Genomic DNA, 23,289 nt, shown 5'->3' on the forward strand with positions numbered 1-23,289 from the left:
CGCTGCGCTCAGTCCACCTGTTCGAGGGCCTTGCCGATGACCTCCGCAACGTCCGGCGAGCACCCCTCGCTCGCCAGCACGCGTTCGAGCTGGGGACGGATACTCGCCTGCAGCGCGGCGGTGAGGTGGCGCCAGTTTTCCAGGGTGCGCGCCATGCGCGCCGCGACCTGGGGATTCTTCGCGTCCAGCGCGATCACCTGCTCAGCCCAGAAGGCATGGCCACTGCCGTCGGCGGCATGGAACTCGCCGGGGTTGGCGCGGAAGAAAGTGCCGAGCAGGGCATACACCTTGTTCGGGTTCGCCAGGCTGAACGCCGGGTCGTCGAGCAAGCTGCGCACCCGCTCCAGGGTCGGCGCCGCCGTCGCATCCCAGCGCCAGGCACCGGCCTGCAGCGCAAACCATTTGTCCAGCACCAGGGCATCGTCGCGGTAGCGCGCATGGAACGCGGCCAGCGCCGTCCCGCGCGCCGGGCTCGCGCTCTGCACCAGCGCGGCGAGGGCACCGAAACGCTCGCTCATGTTGGTGGCGCCCTCGAAGCGGACCTGCGCGCACGCCAGCCCGCGTTCGTCGCCGGCGGCGGCGAGGTAGCGCAAGGCAAGGTTGGCGAGCGCACGACGGCCGGCGTCGCCCGGGTGGTAGCGGTACACCGGCGCCGGCGCCATCGTCTCGAGTACGGCCAGCCAGGACGCCGCCAGGGCGCGGCCGAGGGTGCGCATCGCTTTCATCAGCGCGCTGCGCAGCGCTGCGGGGTCAGCCGCCGACATGCGCTCGAGCAGGTAGCCCTCACCCGGCAGGGCGAGGGCCTGGGCGCGGAAAGCGGGGTCGAGCCGGTCGTCTCCGAGCAGGATGCAAAACGCCTCGACGAAGCCCGGTGCCACCTCCCCGGCCGGGTCCGCGGCCAGCGCCAGTACCACACGCTCGGCGTAGCGCTGGGCGGCGTCCCAGCGGTTGCAGGGATCGGCGTCGTGGGCCATGCGGAAGGCAAGCCGGGCATCGTCCTCGTCGAGTTCCAGGATCACCGGCGCGGAAAAGCCGCGCAGCAGCGAAGGTACCGGCTCGGCATCGAGGCCGACGAAGCGGAACGTCTGCTCCGCCTCGGTGAGACGCAGCACGCGCGTCGTCGCTCCGGCCTGGCCCTCGCCCTCCAGCCGCAGCGGCCGGTCGCGGCCATCCGGCCCGATCAGGCCGAGCGCGACCGGGATCACCAGCGGCAGCTTGAGCGCCTGGCCCGGCGTCGGCGGAGTGTCCTGCGTCAGGGTCAGGGTATAGCGGCCGGCAGCGGCGTCCCACGCCCCGCTGGCCTTCACCCGCGGCGTCCCGGCCTGACCGTACCAGCGCATGAACGGGTCGAGATCGAAACCGTTGTTGGCTTCCGACATCGCTTCGACGAAGTCGTCGCAGGTCACCGCCTGACCGTCGTGGTAGCTGAAGTAGAGGTCCATGCCGTTGCGAAACCCTTCCTGCCCGAGCAGGGTATGGAGCATGCGGATGACTTCGGCCCCTTTCTCGTACACCGTGGCGGTGTAGAAATTGTTGATCTCCTGGTAGCGGTCGGGACGGATCGGATGCGCCATCGGCCCCGCATCCTCGGGGAACTGCGCCGCGCGCAGCACACGCACATCGTCGATGCGCTTGACCGCGCGCGCGGAAGCCGCGCCTTCGGGGCCGGCGGCCTCGCTGGCCACTCTCGCCAGCATGTCGGCGGAGAACTGCTGGTCGCGAAAGACGGTGAGCCCTTCCTTGAGGGTGAGCTGGAACCAGTCGCGGCAGGTGACGCGGTTGCCAGTCCAGTTATGGAAGTATTCGTGCGCGACCACGCTCTCGATGTTTTCGTAATCGAGGTCGGTGGCGGTGTCGGGCTTGGCGAGCACGAACTTGGTGTTGAAGATGTTCAGCCCCTTGTTCTCCATCGCCCCCATGTTGAAGTCGGCCACGGCCACGATCATGAAGCGGTCGAGGTCGAGCTCGAGGCCGAAAGTCTCCTCGTCCCAGCGCATCGCGTGCACCAGCGAATCCATCGCGTGCGCGCAGCGGTCGAGGTTGCCTTCTTCCACCCACACCTGGAGCAGCACCTCGCGCCCCGACATCGTCCTCACCCGGCGCTCGAGCGCGACCAGCCTCGCCGCGACCAGGGCGAAGAGGTAGGACGGCTTGGGAAAAGGATCCTCCCACTTCGCGTAGTGACGACCGCCGGGCAGTTCGCCCTGTTCGACCAGGTTGCCGTTGGACAGCAGCACCGGGCAGGCGGCGCGGTCGGCTTCGAGGGTGACGGTGAAGCGCGCCATCACGTCCGGGCGGTCGGGGAAACAGGTGATGCGGCGAAAACCTTCCGCCTCGCACTGGGTGAAAAAACCGCCGTTCGAGCGGTAGAGGCCGGACAGCGTGGTATTGGCGCGCGGGTTGATGCGGGTGCGCACTTCGACGACGACCCGTTCGCCGCGGGCGTCGATCTCGAGCAGGGTGCCGTCCTCGCGCAAGCTCGCCGGAGGCTGGCCGTCGACGGTCAGCGCCAGGCGCTCAAGCGCCTCGCCCCACAGCCGGATCGGGCCGCCCTCGACATCGGGATTGCGCACGCACAACATGCGGTTGGTGACGACGGTCGCCTCGGCGTCGAGGCTGAAATGCAGGTCGACGGTCTCGACCGTCCAGGGCAGCGGCCGATAGTCGGCGCGCCGGATCGTTGGGGCATGTTCGGTTTTCATCTTCTCTCCGTCGGCCGCGCGCAGGCGCGGTCAAAACGGAAGTGTACGCCGCCCGGCCGCTGCCGCCCAGCCCGACCCGGCCGATGCCGGCAGCACCGCAGCCGCACCGGCGCCCCAGCGTCCCGCGGCAGGCAGGAACCGGGCGTGGCCGCACGGGCAGGAGCGCTCAGCCCGCCCGGCGGTCGGCCACCAGGACGTCGGCCGCGGAGCGGGCGAGGACGTGCCGGGTGACGCTGCCCAGCAGCATTTCCTCGAACACGCCCTGGCCGCGCTTGCCGATCACGATCAGGTCGCAATCCTGCGCCTGCTCCTGTTCCAGAATCTGGGTGCTGGCTTCGCCGTGGAGCACGATCCGGCGCACCCGGGTGGGATCGAGGGCGGCCTGCTCGACCAGCTCGTTCATCTGCGCGCCCGCCTCGCGCCGGGCATTGACCCGCAGCGCGGACAGGGCTTGCTCCTCGACACCGGCAAAGCGCAGCTTGCCTTCGAAGGGCACCTCGAAGGCGTGCAGCAGCACGATCTCGGCCGCGGGCGCGACGCGCTGTGCCACACGCAGCGCGTCGCGCGAACGCACCGAAAAATCCACCGGCACCAGTACCCTGCGATAGGGCTCGTGCGCCATCTGCTTGACTACCAGCAGCGGCCGGCTGATCTTGCGCAGCGCACGTTCGGTGGTGGAGCCGATCAGCAGTTCGCGCATGAAGCCGGCGCCACGGGCGCCGAGCACGAGCAGATCGGCATCGATCGCATCGGCATGGCTGGCGATTTCCGCCAGCACCGCCCCCACATCGACCCGAACCGCCGCGGCGACGCCATGGCGCGCAGCCACTTCGGCGGCAAGCGCCTGCACTTCTCCACGCACCTCCTCGAGCAGCTGCTGCTGCATGCCGGCCGTCCCGGCATCGAGCAGGTGGCGCAGCGCATCGAGCGCGCCGACGCTGACCACATGCTGCAGCGACAGCTGCCCCCCCGATTCGGCAGCGATCAGCGCAGCGCGCATCACCGCATGGCGGGCGAGCGCGGAAAGGTCAGTGGCGGCGAGCAAAGTCCGCAACGGATTCATCGTTCTGTCTCCTGGTCGGGATCGGGCGCCGGGCCTTCGCCATGCACCTTGGCGAACGCGATCTCGGCGGCAAAGCCGCGCGCGGCATAATCCGCGGCGTCGTTGAAGGGGTTCAGCACGCGCTCGACTCCGGCAGCGCCGAGCGCCTCGCCGTGGATGTCGTCCCGCACCACCCCGGCCACCCGCCCGCTGAACCCCGCTTCCTTGAGGGCGTGGAGGAAGGCGCGGTTCGAGTCCCATTGCGGGAAGGTGGTGACCGCCCAGCGCGCATGGCGCAGCGGCAGGGTCTCGAGGAAGCCCGGATCCTCGCCGTCGCCGAAGCGCACCGGCAGGCGCCGCTTGCGCAGGCTGCGGACGGTTTCGGGGTCGAAATCGACGCCGAGGACTTCGATCCCCGCACCGCGCAGCTGCTGCATCAGGCGCGCGCCGTAGCGCCCGAGGCCGAACACGATGATGTCGGGCTGGCCGGCAGGACGGCCCGGGCGCTCGACCGCGAGCTCGCGGAACGGACGTTTGCGCTCGAAAACTCCCAGCCACGGGGCGAGCCGCTCGTAGAGCGGGTGCGAGAGCAGGATCATGTAGGTGGACATCATGATCGTCACCAGCCCCACCAAGGTGGTCAGGCCGAGCGCCTCGACACCGACGTGACCGAGGCTGATCCCCATCGCGACGAACACGATCGAGAACTCGCTGATCTGGGCCACGGTCAGCCCAGCGAGAAAGCCGGTGCGCTTGCGGTACCCCATGTAGCCCATGATCACCATCACGATCAAGGGGTTGCCGATCAGCACGAACAAGGACAGCACCACCGCCGGCCACAGCTCGCCACCCAGGGTGGAAAAATCGAGCTTCGCACCGAGATCGATGAAAAAGAACAGCAGCATGAAATCGCGGATCCCGGTGAGGCGCGCGTTCATCGCTTCGCGATAGCTCGTGGACGCCAGCGAGAAACCGGCGAGAAAGGCGCCGGCCTCCTTGCTGAACCCGGCCCACTCCCCCAGCGCGGCGAGCCCGGTTCCCCAGGCGACGGCGAAAATCAGCAGCAGCTCCTGCGAGCGCGCCATCGCATCCACCAGCCGGGGCAACACCGAGCGCATCAGCACGTACATCAGCATCGCCGCAGCCCCCAGGCGCAAGGCCAGCGAGGCGGCGACGTCGACGATCGCGGCCTCGCCGGCGCCGCGCAGCGTGCTCATCGCCATCATCGCCAGCACCACGGCGACGTCCTGCACGATCAGGAAGCCGACCGCGATGCGCCCGTGCAGGGCGTCAAGTTCGCGCTTGTCCGACAGCAGCTTGACGACGATGATCGTGCTCGAGAAGGTCAGCGCCACGGCGACGTAGAGCGCCTCCATCAGCTCCTTGCCCATCGCCACGATGAGGACGAAGCCGAAGACGATGGTGAAGCCGAGCTGGCCCAGTCCGGTCGCCAGCGCCACCGGGCCGATATGGCGGATATGGTGCAGGTCGAGCTTGAGGCCGACCACGAACAGCAGCACGGTGACGCCGATTTCGGCCAGCAGCGCGACCTGCTCGTGCGCCCTGACCAGACCGAACCCCGCCGGCCCGACCAGGATGCCGACGACGATATAGGCGATCAGTACCGGCTGGCGCAGACGCACCGCGATCGCCCCGGCCACCGCCGAGATCGCCAGCAGCAGCGCGAATTCGGCATACGGCCCGTGGCTGAGCAACTGTTCCATCAATGATCGCCCCTGCCCGCAAGCCGGGCGCGAACGCGCAGCAAGGCCTTCTCGGCCTCGACGATGAGCAGCACGGCCACGCCGAAAGCGAGGATGCGCAGCCACGCCGCCGGATCGAGCGCCTCGGTGCCGAACAGACGCTGCATCGCCGGCAGATGGGTAAACAGGATCTGGCACAGCACCAGCAGGGCGATCGCCCCGAGCACGTAGCGGTTGCCGCAGAAACCGTCCCGGTTCAGCACCGAAGCAGTGAAGCTGCGCATGTTGAACAGGTAGAACACCTCGCCGGCCAGGACCGCATTCACCGCTGCGGTGCGCGCTGCCGCAACGCTCGCGCCATGGGCCTGCTCCCACAGGAACGCCCCCATCCCGCCGGCGACCAGGAGCAGGCCGACGAACACGATGCGCCAGAGCAGGAAGCGGGTCAGCAGGGGCTCGCCCGGATCGCGCGGCGGGCGGCGCATCAGGTCGTGCTCGCCGTCCTCGAACGCCAGCGCCAGCGCCAGCGTCACCGCGGTGATCATGTTCACCCACAGGATCTGCGGTGGCGTGATCGGCATGGTCACGCCGAACAGCACGGCGAAGAAGACGATCCCGGCCTGGCCGATATTGGTCGGCAGGATGTAGGCGGCCGTCTTCTTCAGGTTGTCATAGACGATGCGGCCCTCCTCGACCGCGGCCGCAACCGAGGCGAAATTGTCGTCGGCGAGCACCATCTCGGCCGCCTCCTTGGCCGCCTCGGTTCCCTTGTGCCCCATCGCCACGCCGACGTCGGCACGCTTCAGCGCCGGCGCGTCGTTGACGCCATCGCCGGTCATCGCCACCACCTCGCCGCGCGCCTGCAGCGCCTCGACCAGGCGCAGCTTGTGCTCGGGGCTGGCGCGGGCGAAGATTTCGGTGTCGCACACGACCTCGGCGAGGCGGGCGTCGTCCATGGCCTCGATCTCGGCCCCGGTGATCGTCTGGACGTCCCGCGCAAGGCCGAGTTGCTCGCCGATCGCTTGTGCCGTCGCGGCATGGTCGCCGGTAATCATCTTCACCCGGATGCCGGCCGCAAGGCAGTTCGCCACCGCCTGCACGGCCTCCGCGCGAGGCGGATCGGAGATGCCGAGCACCGCGAGCAAGGTGAAACCGCCGCGCTCGATGTCGTCGAAGCTCAGCGCGGCGAGCGGCCCGCCGGCGCTACGCACAGCCAGCGCGAGCAGGCGCATGCCTTCCCCGGCGGCCTCGGCCATCGCCCGCTCCCAGGCACCGACATCCAGCGGCCGGGCCCCGCCGTCGAGCGCACCGGCGTCGACGCACAGCGCCAGCACGCGCTCTGGCGCGCCCTTGACGAACACCCGGGCGCGGCCGGCATGGTCGTGATGCAGCGTGGCCATGAAGCGGTGCTCGGATTCGAAGGGAATGACGTCGTCGCGAGGCCATTCCTCCCGGCACAGTTTGGGGTCGACACCGGCCTTCAGCGCAAGCGTCAGCAATGCCCCTTCGGTCGGGTCGCCGAGCACGCGCCATTCCCCATCGTCCAGGCGCAGTTCGGCATCGTTGCACAGCAACGCAACGCGACCAATGTCGGTGAGCAAGGGCGCCTCGGCCGGCTCGAGATCACGGCCGCCGCGCTCAAAACCGCCGTGCGGCGCATAGCCTGCACCCGAGACGTCGATCCGGCCATCGCCCGTGAGCACCCGCTGCACGGCCATTTCGTTGCGGGTCAGGGTCCCGGTCTTGTCCGAACAGATCACGGTGACCGAACCGAGCGCCTCGACCGCCGGCAGGCGGCGGATGATCGCCCGCCGCCGCGCCATGCGCTGCACCCCGATCGCCAGCGTGATCGTGATGATCGCCGGCAGCCCCTCGGGAATCGCTGCCACCGCGAGGCCGACCGCGGCGAGGAACATTTCGGCCGCGCCGTAGCCGCGCAGCGCGATGCCGAAGACGAAGGCCGCTGCGGCGACGCCGAGGATGATCCAGGTCAGCACCCGGCTGAAACCTTCCATCTGGCGCAGCAGCGGCGTGCTCAGGGTCCGGACCGCACCGAGCATCGTGCTGATGCGGCCGATTTCGGTCCGGGTGCCGGTAGCCACGACCACACCGACCCCCTGGCCATAGGCCACCAGAGTCCCCGAATAGGCCATCGAACGGCGGTCGCCGAGTGCCGCCCCGGCCTCGACCGCGGCCGTCGCCTTGGTTACCGCAAGCGACTCGCCGGTAAGCACCGCCTCCTCGATGCGCAGGCTGCGGACCTCGATCAGGCGCAAGTCGGCCGGCACCTTGTCGCCGGAGGCGAGGAACACGATGTCGCCCGGCACCAGCTCCTCGGCGTCGATCTCCTGGCGATGGCCGTCGCGCAGCACCTGGGCGCGCGGCGACAGCATGTCGCGGATGGCGTCGAGCGCGCGTTCGGCCTTGCCCTCCTGGAGGAAGCCGATGAACGCATTGATGACGACGACGCCGAAAATCACCCCGGCATCGACCAGGTGGCCGAGCAGCAGCGTGATCGCGCCGGCGACCAACAGGACGTGGATCAGCACGTTGTGGAACTGCAGCAGGAAGCGCAGCAGCGGACCGCTCCGGGGCGGCGGCGGCAGGGCGTTGCGCCCGTGCACGGCCAGGCGCGCCTGCACTTCGGCCGCGCTCAGGCCTTCGTGGCGGCGCGCCTCGAGCCGGATCAGGCTGTCGTCAACCGACAGCGCGTGATGGGAAATGCGCCGAGGGTCCTCGTCCGCCGCGGCGGCATCGATGCTGGTGGTCATGGCCTTGGCCGAAGTGCGGTCGCGGCGCCGGCGATGCGTCCGCCCCTTCGTCGGGATGATGATGAATGCAATCCTAACATCGCTCCACTGCAATCCCCTGCGCTGCCGTCGCCGCACTCAGGACGGCCGCTGCGGCGGCAGCAGCACGATCCGGGTTCCGGCCAGACGGTCGTGCAGGAACTGGCGGTCGCGGTCGACCAGCGCCCACAGCAGGCCGACCCCGCCGAGCAGCACCGACGGCCAGGCAAGGGCATAACGTGCCCAGCTCCGTCCCACCCCGGCGACGCGCCCGTCTTCGGCGCCGACGATCTTCAGCCGCCAGGTCTGCATCGCCAGCGTTTGCCCGTGGCGGTGCCAGTACCACACGAAATACATTCCCAGCACGACGAAGATGTGCAGCCAGGCGAGCCCGCCCGGTGGCGCGATGCCGAAGCCGATGCCGAGAATCAGGTAGGGAACGAGAAAAACGAGGGCGAGCACGCCGAGCATCAGCATCGATTCGTAGAGCATCGAGGCGAGACGGCGGCGCAGGCCGGCGAGCTCGACCAGGGTGCGCGTGCCGGGCTCGGGGCAGTGCCGGCGTGCCACCGCATCCCGGCCTTTGTCGTGCGTCATCGAATCATCCGCAAAGGCGTGCGCCGGAACGGCGCCGCAGTGGAAGGAAGGGAGCGGGACGGGAAGTATCCAGCCTTGACCAAACCGCAAGCGGCCGGTAACGTTCTGTGTTTATTCAAACCCCTATAGTCGAGCGAGTTTGCGATGGTGCTGTCCGGAGCCGAAATTCTAATCAGGTGCCTGCAGGAAGAAAAGGTCGAATACGTCTTCGGATACCCCGGCGGCTCGGTCCTCTTCATTTACGATGCGCTGTTCCAGCAGGATCAGGTGCGTCACGTGCTGGTACGCCACGAGCAGGCCGCGGTGCACGCGGCCGACGGCTTCGCGCGCAGCACCGAAAAGGTCGGCGTCGCGCTGGTGACCTCCGGTCCGGGCGCGACCAACGCCGTCACCGGCATCGCCACCGCCTACTGCGACTCGATCCCGATGGTGGTCATCTCCGGCCAGGTGCCCACCGCGGCGATCGGCCAGGATGCCTTCCAGGAAGTCGACACCGTGGGCATCACCCGCCCGTGCGTGAAGCACAACTTCCTCGTCAAGGACGTGCGCGACATCGCCATGACGATGAAGAAGGCTTTCTACCTGGCGAAAACCGGGCGTCCCGGTCCGGTGCTGGTCGACATTCCCAAGGACGTGTCGATGCAGAAGTGCGAGTTCGAGTATCCGCAGGAGATCTCGATGCGCTCGTACAACCCGGTACTGAAGGGTCACTCCGGCCAGATCAAGAAAGCGGTTCAGCTGCTGCTCGAGGCCAAGCGGCCGATGATCTACACCGGCGGCGGCGTGGTCCTCGCCAACGCCGCCGAGCAGCTCACCCGGCTCACCCGCCTGCTCGGCTACCCGATCACCAACACTCTGATGGGCCTGGGCGGCTACCCTTTCAGCGACCGCCAGTATCTCGGCATGCCCGGCATGCACGGCACGTTCGAAGCCAACATGGCGATGCACTACAGCGACGTGCTGCTGGCCGTCGGCGCCCGCTTCGACGATCGCGTCATCGGCAGCCCCGAGCACTTCGCCGAAGAACCGCGCAAGATCATCCACGTCGACATCGACCCGTCGTCGATCTCCAAGCGCGTGCGGGTGGACGTGCCGATCGTCGGCGACGTCAGGGACGTGCTCGAAGAAATGATCCGCCAGCTCGAAGCCGGCGAGGCCCGCCCCAACCCCGACGCACTCGCGGCGTGGTGGAAGCAGGTCGAGGAATGGCGCAGCCGCAAGTGCATGGCGTTCAAGAACTCGGACGAGATCATCAAGCCCCAGTTCGTGATCCAGAAACTGTGGGAGGTCACCGGTGGCGACGCAATCGTCACCTCCGACGTCGGCCAGCACCAGATGTGGGCGGCGCAGTACTACGGTTTCGACAAGCCCCGGCGCTGGCTCAACTCGGGCGGCCTGGGCACGATGGGAGTGGGCATGCCCTACGCGATGGGCGCCCAGCTCGCCAACCCGCACATGCCGGTAGCGTGCGTGACGGGGGAAGCCTCGATCCAGATGAACATCCAGGAGCTGTCCACCTGCAAGCAGTTCCGCCTGCCGATCAAGATCTGCAACCTCAACAACCGCTACCTCGGCATGGTGCGCCAGTGGCAGCAGCTGTTCCACGGCGGCCGCTACTCCGAATCCTACATGGACTCCCTGCCCGACTTCGCCAAGCTCGCCGCGGCCTACGGCCACGTCGGCTTGCGCATCGAGCGCCCGGCCGATGTCGAGGGCGCGCTGCGCGAGGCCTTCACCACCCACAAGAACGAGCTGGTGTTCCTCGACTTCCAGATCGACGCCACCGAGAACGTCTATCCGATGGTGCAGGGCGGCAAGGGTCTGACCGAAATGATCCTCTCCGCCGAAGACCTCTGAGCGCCCCTTCTCCGCATCCGGGACCGAATACCATCATGCGTCACGTCATTTCCCTCCTGATCGAAAACGAATCCGGCGCGCTGTCGCGCGTCTCCGGGCTGTTCTCCGCGCGCGGCTACAACATCGAGTCGCTCACCGTGGCCCCGACCGAAGACTTCTCGATGTCGCGGATGACCATCGTCACCAGCGGCTCGGACGACATCATCGAGCAGATCACCAAGCAGCTGAACAAGCTCGTCGAGATCGTCAAGGTCGTCGACATCTCCGAAGCCGCCCACATCGAACGCGAACTGATGCTGGTCAAGATCCGCGCCACCGGCAAGGACCGCGAAGAAGTGAAGCGCACCGCCGACATCTTCCGCGCCCGCATCATCGATGTCACCGACGCCTCCTACGTTGTCGAGCTGACCGGCAACCAGAGCAAGCTCGACGCGTTCCTCGGTGCCATCGACCCGGCCCTGATTCTCGAAACCGTGCGCTCCGGCGTCTGCGGCATCGGCCGCGGCGACCGCGTGCTCAAGGTCTGAAACCGCCGCTCCCCACCTCGAACCGCAAAGCGAAAAAGGAAAGACATGAAGGTTTATTACGACAAGGACGCCGACCTCTCCCTGATCAAGGGCAAGAAGGTCACCATCGTCGGTTACGGCTCGCAGGGCCACGCCCACGCCCAGAACCTGTCCGACTCCGGCGTCAAGGTCACCGTCGCCCTGCGCAAGGGCGGCGCCTCCTGGGACAAGGCCAAGAACGCCGGCCTGAAGGTCGAGGAAATCGCCAAGGCGGTAAAGACCGCCGACGTCGTCATGATCCTGCTGCCGGACGAGAATATTCCGCAGGTGTACAAGGACGAAGTCGAGCCCAACATCAAGAAAGGCGCGGTGCTGGCCTTCGCCCACGGCTTCAACGTCCATTACAACCAGGTCGTGCCGCGCGACGACCTCGACGTCATCATGGTCGCGCCCAAGGGCCCCGGCCACACCGTGCGTTCCGAATACCTGCGCGGCGGCGGCGTGCCCAGCCTGATCGCGGTCTACCAGGACAAGTCCGGCAAGGCCAAGGACATCGCCCTGTCCTACGCGGCAGCCAACGGCGGCACCAAGGGCGGCGTCATCGAGACCAACTTCAAGGAAGAGACCGAGACCGACCTCTTCGGCGAGCAGGCCGTGCTCTGCGGCGGCGCCGTCGAGCTGGTGAAGATGGGCTTCGAGACCCTGACCGAAGCCGGCTACGCGCCCGAAATGGCCTACTTCGAGTGCCTCCACGAGCTCAAGCTGATCGTCGACCTGATGTACGAAGGCGGCATCGCCAACATGAACTACTCGATCTCGAACAACGCCGAATACGGCGAGTACGTGACCGGACCGGAAGTCATCAACGCGCAGTCGCGCGAAGCGATGCGCAATGCCCTGAAGCGCATCCAGACCGGCGAATACGCCAAGATGTTCATTCTCGAAGGCAAGACCAACTATCCGAGCATGACCGCCCGCCGTCGCCTCAACGCCGAACACCCGATCGAGCAGGTCGGCGGCCAGCTGCGCGAGATGATGCCGTGGATCAAGGCCAAGGCCCTGGTGGACAAGTCGAAGAACTGATCTTCAATCCGCCTCGCCCCGTGCGACAGGCCGGTGCCGCCCACTGCGGCACCGGCCTTTTTGCTGGCCACGCCCCTTCCCTGCCACACCAAGGCACGAATGCCCGAGCGATCGGGGATAAAATCGATCTCTCGGAATCCCAGGAAGCGACACCGAACGTGAGCCATCCCGACCGTACTCCGCTGCCGATGCTCGACAAGCGCCGCCGCGGCATCTACATCCTGCCCAACCTGTTCACCACGGCCGCTCTCTTCGCCGGGTTCTACGCCATCGTCCAGGCGATGAACAACCGCTTCGAGGCCGCCGCAGTGGCGATCTTCATCGCCATGGTGCTCGACGGCCTCGACGGGCGCATCGCCCGCCTCACCCATACTCAGAGCGAATTCGGCGCCGAATACGACTCGCTGTCCGACATGGTGTCGTTCGGCGCCGCGCCCGCCCTGGTGATGTACGAATGGGCGCTGCAGGGCCTGGGCAAGCTGGGCTGGATCGCCGCCTTCATCTACTGCGCCGGCGCCGCGCTGCGCCTGGCGCGCTTCAACACCAACATCGACGTCGTCGACCGGCGCTACTTCCAGGGCCTGCCCAGCCCGGCCGCCGCCGCGCTGATCGCCGGCATGGTCTGGGTCGGCCTCGACAACGGCTTCAGTGGCGACGAGCTGCGCTGGTACGCCTGCGCGCTGACGATCTTCGCCGGGGTCTCGATGGTCAGCAACGTGCTGTTCTGGAGCGGCAAGGACATCAACCTGCGCAGGAGCGTGCCCTTCATCGTGCTGATCGCCCTGGTGCTGGCGTTCGCCCTCGTCTCCAGCTACCCGCCGGGCGTGCTGTTCGGGCTGTTCCTGATCTACGCCGGTTCGGGCTACGTGCTGTGGGCACTGCGCTGGCGCAAGCGCCGTCTACATCGAGCGGGAGCCGCAGCCACCAGCGAGCCTCCGTCCCCCCAGAACAACGATGCGTCCGCCGAATCCGGCGCGGACGCGGCATCCGACCCCGGGAGCAAGCCATGAAAGACCCGTTGATCATTTTCGACACCACCCTGCGCGACGGCGAGCAAAGCCCGGGCGCATCGATGACGCGCGAAGAGAAGCTGCGCATCGCCCGCCAGCTCGAGCGCATGCGCGTCGATGTCATCGAGGCCGGCTTCGCCGCCGCTTCCAACGGCGATTTCGAAGCCGTGCGCGCCATCGCCGAGGCGGTCAGGGAATCCACCGTGTGCTCGCTCGCGCGCGCCAACGAGAACGACATCCGGCGCTCGGGCGAAGCCATCCGCCCTGCCGCCCGCGGCCGCATCCACACTTTCATCGCCACCAGCCCGATCCACATGGAGAAGAAGCTGCGGATGACGCCCGATCAGGTCGTCGAGCAGGCGGTGAAGGCGATCGGCTGGGCACGCGAATACACCGACGACGTCGAGTTTTCCGCCGAGGACGCCGGCCGCTCCGAAATCGACTTCCTCGTGCGCATCTTCGAAGCCGTGATCCGGGCGGGCGCGAAGACAATCAACGTTCCCGACACCGTCGGCTACAACGTCCCCGAGCAGTACGCAGCGACGATCCGGACCCTGATCGAGCGCGTCCCCAATGCCGACCAGGTGGTGTGGTCGGTGCATTGCCACAACGACCTCGGCCTCGCCGTGGCCAACTCGCTCGCCGCAGTGCGCGCCGGCGCGCGCCAGGTCGAATGCACGATCAACGGCCTCGGCGAGCGCGCCGGCAACGCCTCGCTCGAGGAGATCGTGATGGCGGTGCGCACCCGCGCCGACGTCTTCCCGGTCGACACCCGCATCGACACCACCCAGATCGTGCCCGCCTCCAAGCTGGTGTCGCAGATCACCGGCTACCCGGTGCAGCCGAACAAGGCCATCGTCGGCGCCAATGCGTTCGCCCACGAATCCGGCATCCACCAGGACGGGGTGCTCAAGCACCGCGAGACCTACGAAATCATGCGCGCCGAAGACGTCGGCTGGGGTGCCAACAAGCTCGTGCTCGGCAAGCACTCCGGGCGCAACGCCTTCCGCGCGCGGCTGCAGGAACTGGGCATCGACATCGGCGGCGAAGAGCACCTCAACCACGCCTTCACCCGCTTCAAGGAACTCGCCGACAAGAAACTCGAGATCTTCGACGAAGATCTCCACGCCCTGATGAGCGACGAGGAGGTCACCCCCGAAACCGAACGCTACCGGCTGGTGTCGAGCTGCTTCCATTCCGAAACCGGCGAGAAGCCACGCGCCGAGATCACGCTGGCGATCGACGGCATCGAGCGCCGCACGCAGGCCGAAGGCTCGGGTCCGGTCGATGCCGCGTTCAAGGCCATAGAGGCGGTCGCGGCGAGCAGCAGCGAACTGCTGCTTTATTCGGTGAACGCGATCACCACCGGCACCGACGCCCAGGGTGAAGTCACCGTGCGCCTGTCGCGCAACGGTCGCGTGATGGACGGCCAGGGCGCCGACACCGACATCATCGTCGCCTCGGCCAAGGCCTACCTCAACGCACTCAACAAGCTGCAGACCGGTACGCAAAAGCTCAATCCCCAGGTCTGAACGGCGCTGCCACCGGCCGCCAGCATCACGTCCGCCGCACCGGGCGGCCGCGCGCGGCGCGTGCGCTGCCGTCCGCCCTTGCCCGGCCCCCACGGCAAATGCAGCGCGCGCTCAATCCCGCTTCAGGCGGGACGGCGCGGTGTTGCGCGCATGCAAGGTCGTGCTGGCGAACAGCGTCGCCGCGAGCACGATCTCGAAGGCAGCAAGCACGCCCGCCGCCCCCGGGTCGCCGACCCGCAGCACGCCTTCGGTGACATACAGCAAGGCCAGCATCGACATCCATTGCGAGGTATACCGCCTGCCGCGCAGGATGCCGAACACCGCCGCCAGCAGGGGCAGCGCTTTCAGGATCAGCCACGAGCCGCCCGGACGCAGCGGCGCCAGCCAGCCCTCCCACAGCACGCACAGCACGATCAGCGCGAGCAGGCTTACGCTCGACACCCTCGCCAGCCGCTGCGGGCTCATCGCCGCCTCGCCAGGCGCAGCGCCGTATCCGCCAGGCGCCGGCCCTGCGCCCGCGCAAGGACGAGCTCTTCGGGGCTGAGCACGGCCTGGCCGTCGCGCCCGGCGACGTGGCTCGCGCCGTAAGGCGTGCCCCCGCTGCGCGTCGCATCGAGCGCAAGCTCGCTGTACGGGATGCCGAGCAGCAGCATGCCGTGGTGCAGCAAGGGCAGCATCATGCTCAGCAAAGTGGTCTCCTGACCGCCGTGCATGCTGCCGCTGGACGTGAACACGCACGCCGGCTTGCCCTCGAGCGCGCCATTGGCCCAAGCTCCGCCCAGGCCATCGACAAAGTACTTCAGCGGTGCGGCCATGTTGCCGAACCGGGTCGGGCTTCCGAGCGCCAGACCGATGCATTCTTCCAGATCCCGCAACTCGGCGTAGGGCGGCCCTTCGGCGGGAATCTCGTCCTCCATCGCCTCGCACACGGCCGAGACCTTCGGCACCGTGCGCACGCGCGCCGCCGCGCCCGGCACTTCGTGGATGCCGGCGGCGATCTGCTCGGCCAGCGCCCGCACCGAGCCGCGCCGGCTGTAATAAAGGACGAGGATTTCCTGCATGGACGGATTTCCCAGAGAGGCGCGCAATCGGCCGGGCTCCGATTATAGCTTCCACCCTCCCCGAACAAGGACGCGAAGAGGCGCCGGGACACACTCACCAACGCACACCCGCCTTGCCCTGAAGCGATCCTTCCCTTATAATCCGCCGTTTTTCGCACTCACCGATCAGGAAAATCACATGGTCGTCATTCGCCTTGCCCGTGGTGGCGCCAAGAAGCGCCCGTTCTTCAACATCGTTGCCGCCGATTCCCGCAATCGCCGCGACGGCCGCTTCATCGAGCGCGTCGGCTATTACAACCCGATCGCCTCCGGTGCCGAAAAAAGCCTGGTGGTCAACACCGAGCGCCTGACCTACTGGGAACAGAACGGCGCCCAGCTGTCGCCGACCGTCGCCCGCCTGGTCAAGCAGGCCGCCAAGGCTGCTGCCTGATCAGCGCTGCCCTGCTTCGGCGGAACCGCGCATGATCGTACTGGGGCGCATCGTCGCCCCTTTTGGCGTTCAGGGCTGGGTCAAGATCCACCCTTTCGGTGACGATCCACTGGCGTGGCGCACGATGCCCCACTGGTGGCTCTGCGCCGACGACCACGCCGCCGAAGGGCAATGGCAGCGCTTCACCCTGAAAGCGTGCCGCATGCACGGCAAGGGGCTCGTTGCCGCCTTTGCCGAAGTTGCCGATCGCAACGCGGCCGAGGCGCTCGACGGCTTTTACGTCGCCGCGCCGCGGGATGCGCTTCCCGCTCCCGCCGAAGGCGAATACTACTGGGGCGACCTCGTCGGCCTGGCGGTCGAAAACGAAGCGGGCGAGGCCCTCGGCACGGTCACCGGGCTGCTGTCGACCGGCGCGCACGACGTATTGCAGATCCGGGACGGGACGGACAAGGACGCCGCCGAACGGCTCGTTCCCTTCGTCGCCGCCTACATTCTGGACGTAGACCTCGCCGCCCGGCGCATCCGGGTGAACTGGGAAAAGGACTGGTAGGCCCGCGGTGAACGCGCAGGCGGCCGCGCAGGGCGAAGACCGGGAGAGCAGGCAGGCGATCGCGGGAGGATTGCGCCGCTACGACGTGATCACCCTGTTCCCGGAGATGTTCGCCGCCCTCACCGGCAGCGGCATCACCCGGCGGGCGAAGGAACGCGGGCTCTACGAACTGGCGTTCCACAACCCGCGCGACTTCACCCACGATCCGCACCGCACGGTGGACGACCGCCCGTACGGCGGCGGGCCGGGGATGGTGATGCTGATCGAACCGCTGATGCAGTCGATCGCCGCGGCGCGCAGTGCCCAGCAGGCAGCGAGCGGGCACTGCGGCAAGGTCGTCTATCTGTCGCCGCAAGGTCGCCGGCTGGACCAGGCGGCGGTGCTGGAACTGGCCGCGGAGCCCGGCCTGGTGCTGCTGTGCGGACGCTACGAGGGCGTCGACCAGCGCCTGATCGAGCGCGCCGTCGATGAGGAAGTGTCGCTCGGCGACTTCGTGCTGTCGGGCGGCGAACTGCCGGCGATGGTGCTGCTCGACGCGATCGTGCGCCAGTTGCCCGGCGCGCTGAACACGGCCGATTCGGCGCAGGAAGATTCCTTCGTCGACGGCCTGCTCGATTGTCCGCATTACACACGGCCTGAGTTGTACGAGAATGACCGGGTGCCCGAAGTGCTGTTGTCGGGCAACCACGCGGCGATCCGCCGCTGGCGGCTGAAGCAGTCCCTCGGCCGCACCTGGCTGCGCCGCCCCGATCTGCTGGCGGCGCGCCAGCTGAGCAAGACCGAATTGAAACTGCTTGAGGAATTCAGGCAGGAGCAAGCCGGGGCCAAAGGCGGCAGTAGCGCCCGAACGCCCGATCACAAACGGCACGCACCAGGTGGCGACCTGCTCTGCGGCCAGGCCGATGCGAACGACAAAGGCCGACAACATTGATGGAGTATCCGCAATGAACCTGATTCAGCAACTCGAACAGGAAGAAATCGCCCGCCTCACCCAGGGCAAGACCCTCCCCGCGTTCGCCCCGGGCGACACGGTGATCGTCCAGGTCAAGGTGAAGGAAGGCAACCGCGAACGTCTGCAGGCCTACGAAGGCGTGGTGATCGCCAAGCGCAACCGCGGCCTCAACTCGTCCTTCATCGTCCGCAAGATCTCTTCGGGCGAAGGCGTCGAGCGTACTTTCCAGACCTACTCGCCGCTGGTGGCCGGAGTCGAAGTCAAGCGCCGCGGCGACGTCCGTCGCGCCAAGCTGTACTACCTGCGCCAGCGTTCGGGCAAGTCCGCACGGATCAAGGAAAAGCTCGACTACAAGGCCGCCGCCGCCAAGAAGGCCGCTGCGCAGCAACAGCAGCAGGGCTGAGCGCCGCTCCGGCGCCCCGCTTGACGCTGAAACGGGCCTGCGGGCCCGTTTTTTTCGCCCTCTTTTTCCGTCCCGTTCTTTTCCGCCGGGATGCGCCCGCCGTCAGCGCCGCTCGACATAGCGCAGCAAGGCGGCGGCGGCGGCGAGGAAGATCAGACTCGGCGTCAGTGCCGCGAGGACCGGCGGCCAGGCGTTGATCATGCCGAGGTTGGAGAACAGGCCGTTGAGCAGGTGGAACCCCACCCCCAGCATCACGCCCATGAAGATGCGCGCACTCGCGCCGCCCATGCGGTCGTGGGTGAAGCCGAACGGCAGGGCGAGCGCCATCATCACCAGCACCGCGAACGGATAGATCAGCTTTTTCCACAGCGCGATCTCGAAGCGGTCCGCGTTCTGGTTGTTGTCGCGCAGGTGGCGGATGTAGGTCCACAGCCTGGCGAAAGGCATGTGCTCGGGCGACACCATCAACACTCCCAGCACTTCCGGCGTCAGATCCGAGCGCCAGCCGATCTCGGCCAGGCGCTCGACTTCGGTATGCGTCCCGCGAAAGTTCGTGCGCACCACGTCGAGCAGCTTCCACTCGCTGCCGCCGTCATGGACGCCACGCTCGGCCTCGCTGATCGAGAGCAGCTGATAATCGTCGCTGAAGGCGTACACGCGGGCCGTGCGCATCGTGCGGTCGGGCATCAGGGTGCGCACGTTGATCACCAGCCGGCCGTCCTTGACCCACAATCCGGAGCGCAGCTGCTGCGATACCGTCGCCTTGGTCGCGGTGAGCTTCCATTCCTGCGCGGCATTCTCGGCGGGCGGCGCGACATACTCGCCGAGGACGAAGGTCGCGGCGACGAGGATCAACCCGATCAGCCCGAGCGAGCGCGCCAGCGCGAGGGTGGACATGCCCGCGGCCCGCATCACGGTGATTTCGGAATGTCGAGCCAGCGTCGCCAGGGCGTACAGCGTGCCCACCAGCACCGCCACCGGCAACAGCTCATAGGCCCGCGCCGGCAGCGTCAGCAGCACATAGACGAATGCCTGGTACAGGGAATAGCCCCCCTTGCCCACATCCTCGATCTCGTTGATGAAATCGAAGAACGCGAACAGGCCGAGGACAGCGAACAGCACCAGCGCCGTCGCCGCCAGGATCTCGCGCGCGAGGTAGCGCAGCAGCACCGCGCTCACTGGACGCCCCTCCTGCCGCTGCACGGAGGCGAGCGCGTTCCTTCGGGCGGCCGTGCGGACGCGCTCGTTGGACGGCCCTCCTGTCGCTGCGCGACCTCCTCCCCGGGGGAGGGGGAGCGCGTTCCTTCGGGCGGCCGTGCGGACGCGCTCATACCCGCCTCCGCCAGAACGGCGACACCGCCAGCCGGGTGTGGAACATCAGCGCGAGCGCCCCGAGCACCGCCATGTGCGGCAGCAGCAGGCCGGCGGCGAACCCGACCTTGCCCTGGGACACCCACGACTGGAAGATCGAAATCGCATTGCTGTAGAGCAGGTACACCAGCACCGCCACCAGCAGGTTGCTCGCCCGTCCGGCGCGCGGATTGACGAACGACAGCGGAATCGCCATCAGCCCGAGCAGCAAGGCCGCCAGCGGTGCGCCGATCCGTCCGAGCAGCTCGCCCAGGTCACGTGGCCCGGCCTGCGCGAGCAGGGTGGCGGTGGGCAGAGCGCGGGCGCGCGCAGGCGGGCTGGCCACCGCCTTCTGCTCGACCTGGACTTCGTAGCGTTCGAACTCCATCACCCGGTACTGCGGCGTGCCCGCACGACCGTCGTAGCGGCGCCCCTTTTCCAGCACCACGAAACGCCGCCCTTCGTCGTCGGTGCGCAGATAGCCTTCGGCCGAGGCGATCACCACGAGTTCGCCGTCGGCCGTTTCCTCGCTGACGAAAACGTTGCCCACCCGTCCGTCCTCACCGGCACCGACCTCGACGAAGAACACCCGCTGCGCGCCCGCCGACTCGCGGAACACGCCGGGCGCCACCCGCTGGGTGTCGTCGCGGCTGTCGAGCGCCTCCCGGTATTCGGCGCTCTTTTGCTGCGACCACGGCGCCAGGAACAGCGAACCGGCGCCGACCACGACCACCAGCGGCAGGATGAACAGCAGCACCGGCGCGATCCACGCCGTCAGCGGCACACCGGAGGCGAACCAGACCACCATTTCGGAGTCCCGGTAGCTGCGCGACAGCGACAACAGGATCGCGATGAACAGCGTCAGCGTCAGCACCGTCGGCAACTGCGCGAGGGCGCCGAAGCCGATCAGCGCCAGCACCGCGTCGGCCGGCACGCGCCCGCCTGCCGCCTGGCCGAGGAGGCGGATCAGCACCGAGGAGATCAGGATCGCGAACAGGGCCACGAACACCGCAGCCGCCGTCTGGGCGAATTCCCGCTGGAGGGCGCGCCGGAAGATCATCGCGCGAATCGGAAAGCCTGAAAAAATGAGGTCGGAGGGAAGGGTTTTTGACGCCCTCGCCGCGAACGGGCCATAATCTTCGGCACTCCGGACGATGGGTTCATGCAAGGAAAAAGCTGATGGAATTTACCATAAAGACCGCCGACCCGGCGAAGCTCAAGGCCGCCACCCTGGTGCTGGGCGCCTTTGCCGACGGCCGCCTGCCCGCTCCGAGCGCGATCGTCGACGCTGCCACCGAAGGCCGTATCACCCGCCTAGTCAAGCACGGCGACCTCGAGGGCAAGGCCGGCTCCACCCTTCTGCTGCACGAGCTGCCCGGCATCCATGCCGAGCGTGTGCTGCTGGTCGGCCTGGGCAAGCCCGAAGAGTTCACCGACAAAGCCTACCGCGACGCCCTCGCCGCCGCCGCCAAGGCCCTGGCCGGCAGCCCGGGCCGGGATGCCGCCGTCGCCCTGGCCGACGTCGAGCTCGACGGCCGCTCCCTCCCCTGGCGGCTGCAGCAGGCCGCCCGCATCCTCGCCGACGGCGCCTACCGTTTCGAGGCGCTGAAGTCCGACAAGGACAAGAAAGGCGGGAAGGCGCGCGGCGCGAAGAAACTGTCCCTGCTCGTCGGCGACAAGCTCGGCGCCGAACTCGACCGTGCCGTGCAGCAAGGCCATGCGGTGGCCGCCGGCATGGCGCTGGCGAAGGATCTGGGCAACCTGCCCGGCAACCTCTGCACTCCCGGCCACCTCGCCGACACCGCCCAGGCCCTCGGCAAGCAGTACAAGTTCGATGTCGAAGTGCTCGAGCGCGCCGACATGGAAAAGCTCGGCATGGGCGCGCTGCTGTCGGTGGCGCGCGGCTCGCACCAGCCGCCCAAGTTCATCGTCATGGAGTACAAGGGCGCCAAGGCGAAGGCCAGGCCGGTCGTGCTTGTCGGCAAGGGCATCACCTTCGACACCGGCGGCATCTCGCTCAAGCCCGCGGCCGAAATGGACGAGATGAAGTTCGACATGTGCGGCGCGGCGAGCGTGCTCGGCACCTTCAAGGCAGTCGCGCAGATGGGCTTGCCGATCAACCTCGTCGGCCTCATCCCCGCCACCGAGAACATGCCCGGCGGCGGCGCCACCAAGCCCGGCGACGTCGTCACCTCGATGTCGGGGCAGACCATCGAGGTCCTCAACACCGACGCCGAAGGCCGCCTGATCCTGTGCGACGCACTGACCTACGCCGAGCGCTTCAAGCCCGAGTGCGTGATCGACATCGCCACCCTCACCGGCGCCTGCGTCGTCGCCCTGGGCAAGATCCCCAGCGGGCTGCTCGCCAACGACGACGAACTCGCCGCCGAGTTGCTGCGGCGCGGCACCGAATCCGGCGACCGCGCCTGGCAGCTGCCGCTGTGGGACGAATACCAGGAACTGCTCAAGAGCAACTTCGCCGACATGGGCAACATCGGCGGCCGCTACGCCGGCACCATCACCGCCGCCTGCTTCCTGTCGCGCTTCGCCAAGGCCTACAAGTGGGCGCACCTGGACATCGCCGGCACCGCCTGGGTGTCGGGCGAGGCCAAGGGCGCAACCGGGCGTCCGGTGCCCCTGCTGGCCGAGTTCCTGATCGGCCGCAGCCGGGCGAAGGCCGCCTGAGCGCTGCTCGAGCCGTCATGCCGCCGCGCGTCCGTTTCTATCACAACGCCCCCGACCGCCTCGTCCTCGCACTCGAGCTGGTCGGACGTGCCTACGCCAGCGGGCGCAAGGTGGCGGTACGCCTGGCCGACGCCGAAGCGCTGCGCCGCTTCGATCAGGCGCTGTGGACGTCCGAACCGCTCGACTTCGTCCCCCACGTCACCCTCGCCTCCGCGCTCGCGAGCGAAACGCCGGTGGTCCTGGCGGCGGCGGGCGAAGACGCAGGCTGGCCCCACGCCGACCTGCTGTTCAACCTCGCCGACGATCTTCCGCCCGGCCACGAGCACTTCCGCACGCTGGTCGAAATCGTCGCCCAGGGCGAAGCGCATGCCCTGCCGGCGCGCGCGCGGTGGACCGAGTACCGCCGCCGCGGACTGGAGCTGAAAGCCTTCGACGCCGCATCACGGACCGCCCTATGACGAACGCCCCGCCTTCCCGGACCGGCGACGCCGACGAGGGCGACGACCCTCTGCGGCCCGGCGCCCTCCGCGAGCACGACGCCGCCCCACCGTCGCCGTCCCTCGCCCTCGCGGGAGACGATCTGCCGCTCCTGACCGACGCGCTCGAAGCCGCCGAACTGGATCGTCTCGGCATCCCCCGACGCGACGCGACGCCGGCGCCTGCCGCCGCCACGGCGAACGCCCCCCCTGTCCTCGCCGCCCCCGCCGAATTCCCTCCCGCCGAACTCGCCGACGAGCTCGCCCGCAGCATCGAAGCCTGGCTCGAGCGCGAACTGCCGCAGATCGTCGTCGCCGAGCTGGACGCCCTCGCCGCCCCCCTCGCCGCCCGCATCCGTGCCGAAACCCACGCCCGGATGCGCGCCACCCTGCTGCCCGCGCTGTCCGCCCCGCTGTCCGCCCCACTCGCACGCCGGGCCGGCGACGACACCGGCTGAAGGCGGCTGCGTCCGCCCCTTGCGGGCGGTTCCCAGCCAACGACTCCACGTCATCGCAGGCATATTTTCATCGGCGGCGCAGCACCGGGAACGCCGCTCCGGG

21 protein-coding genes are annotated in these 23,289 nt (G+C 68.1%); 12 read left to right on the plus strand and 9 right to left on the minus strand.

Annotated elements, in window-relative coordinates:
• Positions 1-8: 8 nt before the first annotated feature.
• The 5 genes from pepN to Tharo_RS12690 all read right to left on the minus strand — a co-directional run bounded on the left by pepN (position 9) and on the right by Tharo_RS12690 (position 8,833).
• The gene (gene pepN / locus Tharo_RS12670) at positions 9-2,702 is read right to left on the minus strand and encodes an aminopeptidase N (RefSeq protein WP_107221525.1); all 2,694 of its coding nucleotides are present in this window, start codon (positions 2,700-2,702) and stop codon (positions 9-11) included.
• 166 nt (positions 2,703-2,868) lie between these two features.
• A complete protein-coding gene (locus tag Tharo_RS12675) occupies positions 2,869-3,765 on the minus strand; it encodes a universal stress protein (RefSeq protein WP_107221526.1) in 897 nt (298 codons plus the stop codon).
• Positions 3,762-5,468, minus strand: a complete 1,707-nt coding sequence (locus Tharo_RS12680) for a cation:proton antiporter (RefSeq protein ID WP_107221527.1) — start codon at positions 5,466-5,468, stop codon at positions 3,762-3,764. Before Tharo_RS12680 ends, Tharo_RS12675 begins: the two co-directional genes overlap by 4 nt.
• Positions 5,468-8,218, minus strand: a complete 2,751-nt coding sequence (locus Tharo_RS12685) for a cation-transporting P-type ATPase (protein ID WP_107221528.1) — start codon at positions 8,216-8,218, stop codon at positions 5,468-5,470. Before Tharo_RS12685 ends, Tharo_RS12680 begins: the two co-directional genes overlap by 1 nt.
• Before the next feature lie 117 nt (positions 8,219-8,335).
• Positions 8,336-8,833 (minus strand): RDD family protein, encoded by a 498-nt coding sequence (locus Tharo_RS12690; RefSeq protein ID WP_107221529.1) that lies wholly within the window; start codon positions 8,831-8,833, stop codon positions 8,336-8,338.
• 144 nt (positions 8,834-8,977) lie between these two features.
• On the opposite strand from Tharo_RS12690, the gene Tharo_RS12695 reads away from it, so the two are divergent.
• From Tharo_RS12695 to Tharo_RS12715, 5 genes are all read left to right on the plus strand, one after another.
• Positions 8,978-10,690, plus strand: coding sequence for an acetolactate synthase 3 catalytic subunit (locus Tharo_RS12695; protein ID WP_107221530.1), 1,713 nt, complete (start codon positions 8,978-8,980; stop codon positions 10,688-10,690).
• A 35-nt stretch (positions 10,691-10,725) separates the two neighbouring features.
• A complete protein-coding gene (gene ilvN / locus Tharo_RS12700; protein ID WP_107221531.1) occupies positions 10,726-11,217 on the plus strand; it encodes an acetolactate synthase small subunit in 492 nt (163 codons plus the stop codon).
• 45 nt (positions 11,218-11,262) lie between these two features.
• Complete coding sequence (gene ilvC, locus Tharo_RS12705) at positions 11,263-12,279, plus strand: ketol-acid reductoisomerase (protein WP_107221532.1); 1,017 nt, start codon at positions 11,263-11,265, stop codon at positions 12,277-12,279.
• A gap of 188 nt (positions 12,280-12,467) precedes the next feature.
• Positions 12,468-13,289, plus strand: a complete 822-nt coding sequence (gene pssA / locus Tharo_RS12710) for a CDP-diacylglycerol--serine O-phosphatidyltransferase (protein WP_107222421.1) — start codon at positions 12,468-12,470, stop codon at positions 13,287-13,289.
• Positions 13,286-14,821, plus strand: coding sequence for a 2-isopropylmalate synthase (locus Tharo_RS12715; protein WP_107221533.1), 1,536 nt, complete (start codon positions 13,286-13,288; stop codon positions 14,819-14,821). The genes pssA and Tharo_RS12715 overlap by 4 nt, the downstream gene beginning before the upstream one ends.
• A 111-nt stretch (positions 14,822-14,932) precedes the next feature.
• Here Tharo_RS12715 and Tharo_RS12720 read toward each other — a convergent pair whose 3' ends face one another.
• Positions 14,933-15,286, minus strand: coding sequence for a DUF2069 domain-containing protein (locus Tharo_RS12720; protein ID WP_107221534.1), 354 nt, complete (start codon positions 15,284-15,286; stop codon positions 14,933-14,935).
• A complete protein-coding gene (gene wrbA / locus Tharo_RS12725) occupies positions 15,283-15,882 on the minus strand; it encodes an NAD(P)H:quinone oxidoreductase (RefSeq protein ID WP_107221535.1) in 600 nt (199 codons plus the stop codon). The genes Tharo_RS12720 and wrbA overlap by 4 nt, the downstream gene beginning before the upstream one ends.
• A 178-nt stretch (positions 15,883-16,060) precedes the next feature.
• Between wrbA and rpsP the strand changes: the two genes are divergently transcribed.
• The 4 genes from rpsP (at position 16,061) to rplS (ending at position 18,217) form a co-directional block, all read left to right on the plus strand.
• Positions 16,061-16,312 (plus strand): 30S ribosomal protein S16, encoded by a 252-nt coding sequence (gene rpsP / locus Tharo_RS12730; RefSeq protein WP_107221536.1) that lies wholly within the window; start codon positions 16,061-16,063, stop codon positions 16,310-16,312.
• 31 nt (positions 16,313-16,343) lie between these two features.
• Complete coding sequence (gene rimM, locus Tharo_RS12735) at positions 16,344-16,862, plus strand: ribosome maturation factor RimM (RefSeq protein WP_107221537.1); 519 nt, start codon at positions 16,344-16,346, stop codon at positions 16,860-16,862.
• Between the two features lie 85 nt (positions 16,863-16,947).
• Complete coding sequence (gene trmD / locus Tharo_RS12740; RefSeq protein WP_425444956.1) at positions 16,948-17,793, plus strand: tRNA (guanosine(37)-N1)-methyltransferase TrmD; 846 nt, start codon at positions 16,948-16,950, stop codon at positions 17,791-17,793.
• Positions 17,794-17,806: 13 nt separating this feature from the next.
• Positions 17,807-18,217 carry a 50S ribosomal protein L19 gene (gene rplS, locus Tharo_RS12745; protein ID WP_107221539.1) on the plus strand — a complete coding sequence of 137 codons (411 nt, stop codon included), beginning with the start codon at positions 17,807-17,809 and terminating at the stop codon, positions 18,215-18,217.
• A gap of 102 nt (positions 18,218-18,319) precedes the next feature.
• Here rplS and lptG read toward each other — a convergent pair whose 3' ends face one another.
• Together lptG and lptF are read right to left on the minus strand one after the other, a co-directional pair.
• Entirely contained in the window at positions 18,320-19,396 is a 1,077-nt protein-coding gene (lptG, locus tag Tharo_RS12750; protein ID WP_107221540.1) for an LPS export ABC transporter permease LptG, read from the minus strand.
• Between the two features lie 148 nt (positions 19,397-19,544).
• Positions 19,545-20,627, minus strand: coding sequence for an LPS export ABC transporter permease LptF (gene lptF, locus Tharo_RS12755; protein ID WP_107221541.1), 1,083 nt, complete (start codon positions 20,625-20,627; stop codon positions 19,545-19,547).
• A 119-nt stretch (positions 20,628-20,746) separates the two neighbouring features.
• Between lptF and Tharo_RS12760 the strand changes: the two genes are divergently transcribed.
• Genes Tharo_RS12760 through Tharo_RS12770 form a run of 3 tightly spaced genes read left to right on the plus strand, consistent with a single transcriptional unit; the run spans position 20,747 to position 23,186 of the window.
• Positions 20,747-22,252: a leucyl aminopeptidase gene (locus Tharo_RS12760; RefSeq protein WP_107221542.1), complete on the plus strand. Its 1,506-nt coding sequence runs from the start codon at positions 20,747-20,749 to the stop codon at positions 22,250-22,252.
• Between the two features lie 17 nt (positions 22,253-22,269).
• A complete protein-coding gene (locus Tharo_RS12765) occupies positions 22,270-22,710 on the plus strand; it encodes a DNA polymerase III subunit chi (RefSeq protein ID WP_107221543.1) in 441 nt (146 codons plus the stop codon).
• On the plus strand, positions 22,707-23,186 hold the full coding sequence (locus tag Tharo_RS12770) for a hypothetical protein (protein ID WP_107221544.1): 480 nt from the start codon (positions 22,707-22,709) through the stop codon (positions 23,184-23,186). Before Tharo_RS12765 ends, Tharo_RS12770 begins: the two co-directional genes overlap by 4 nt.
• Positions 23,187-23,289: the final 103 nt, after the last annotated feature.

This window comes from Thauera aromatica K172 (genome assembly GCF_003030465.1).
In the GTDB taxonomy this organism is placed as follows: domain Bacteria; phylum Pseudomonadota; class Gammaproteobacteria; order Burkholderiales; family Rhodocyclaceae; genus Thauera; species Thauera aromatica.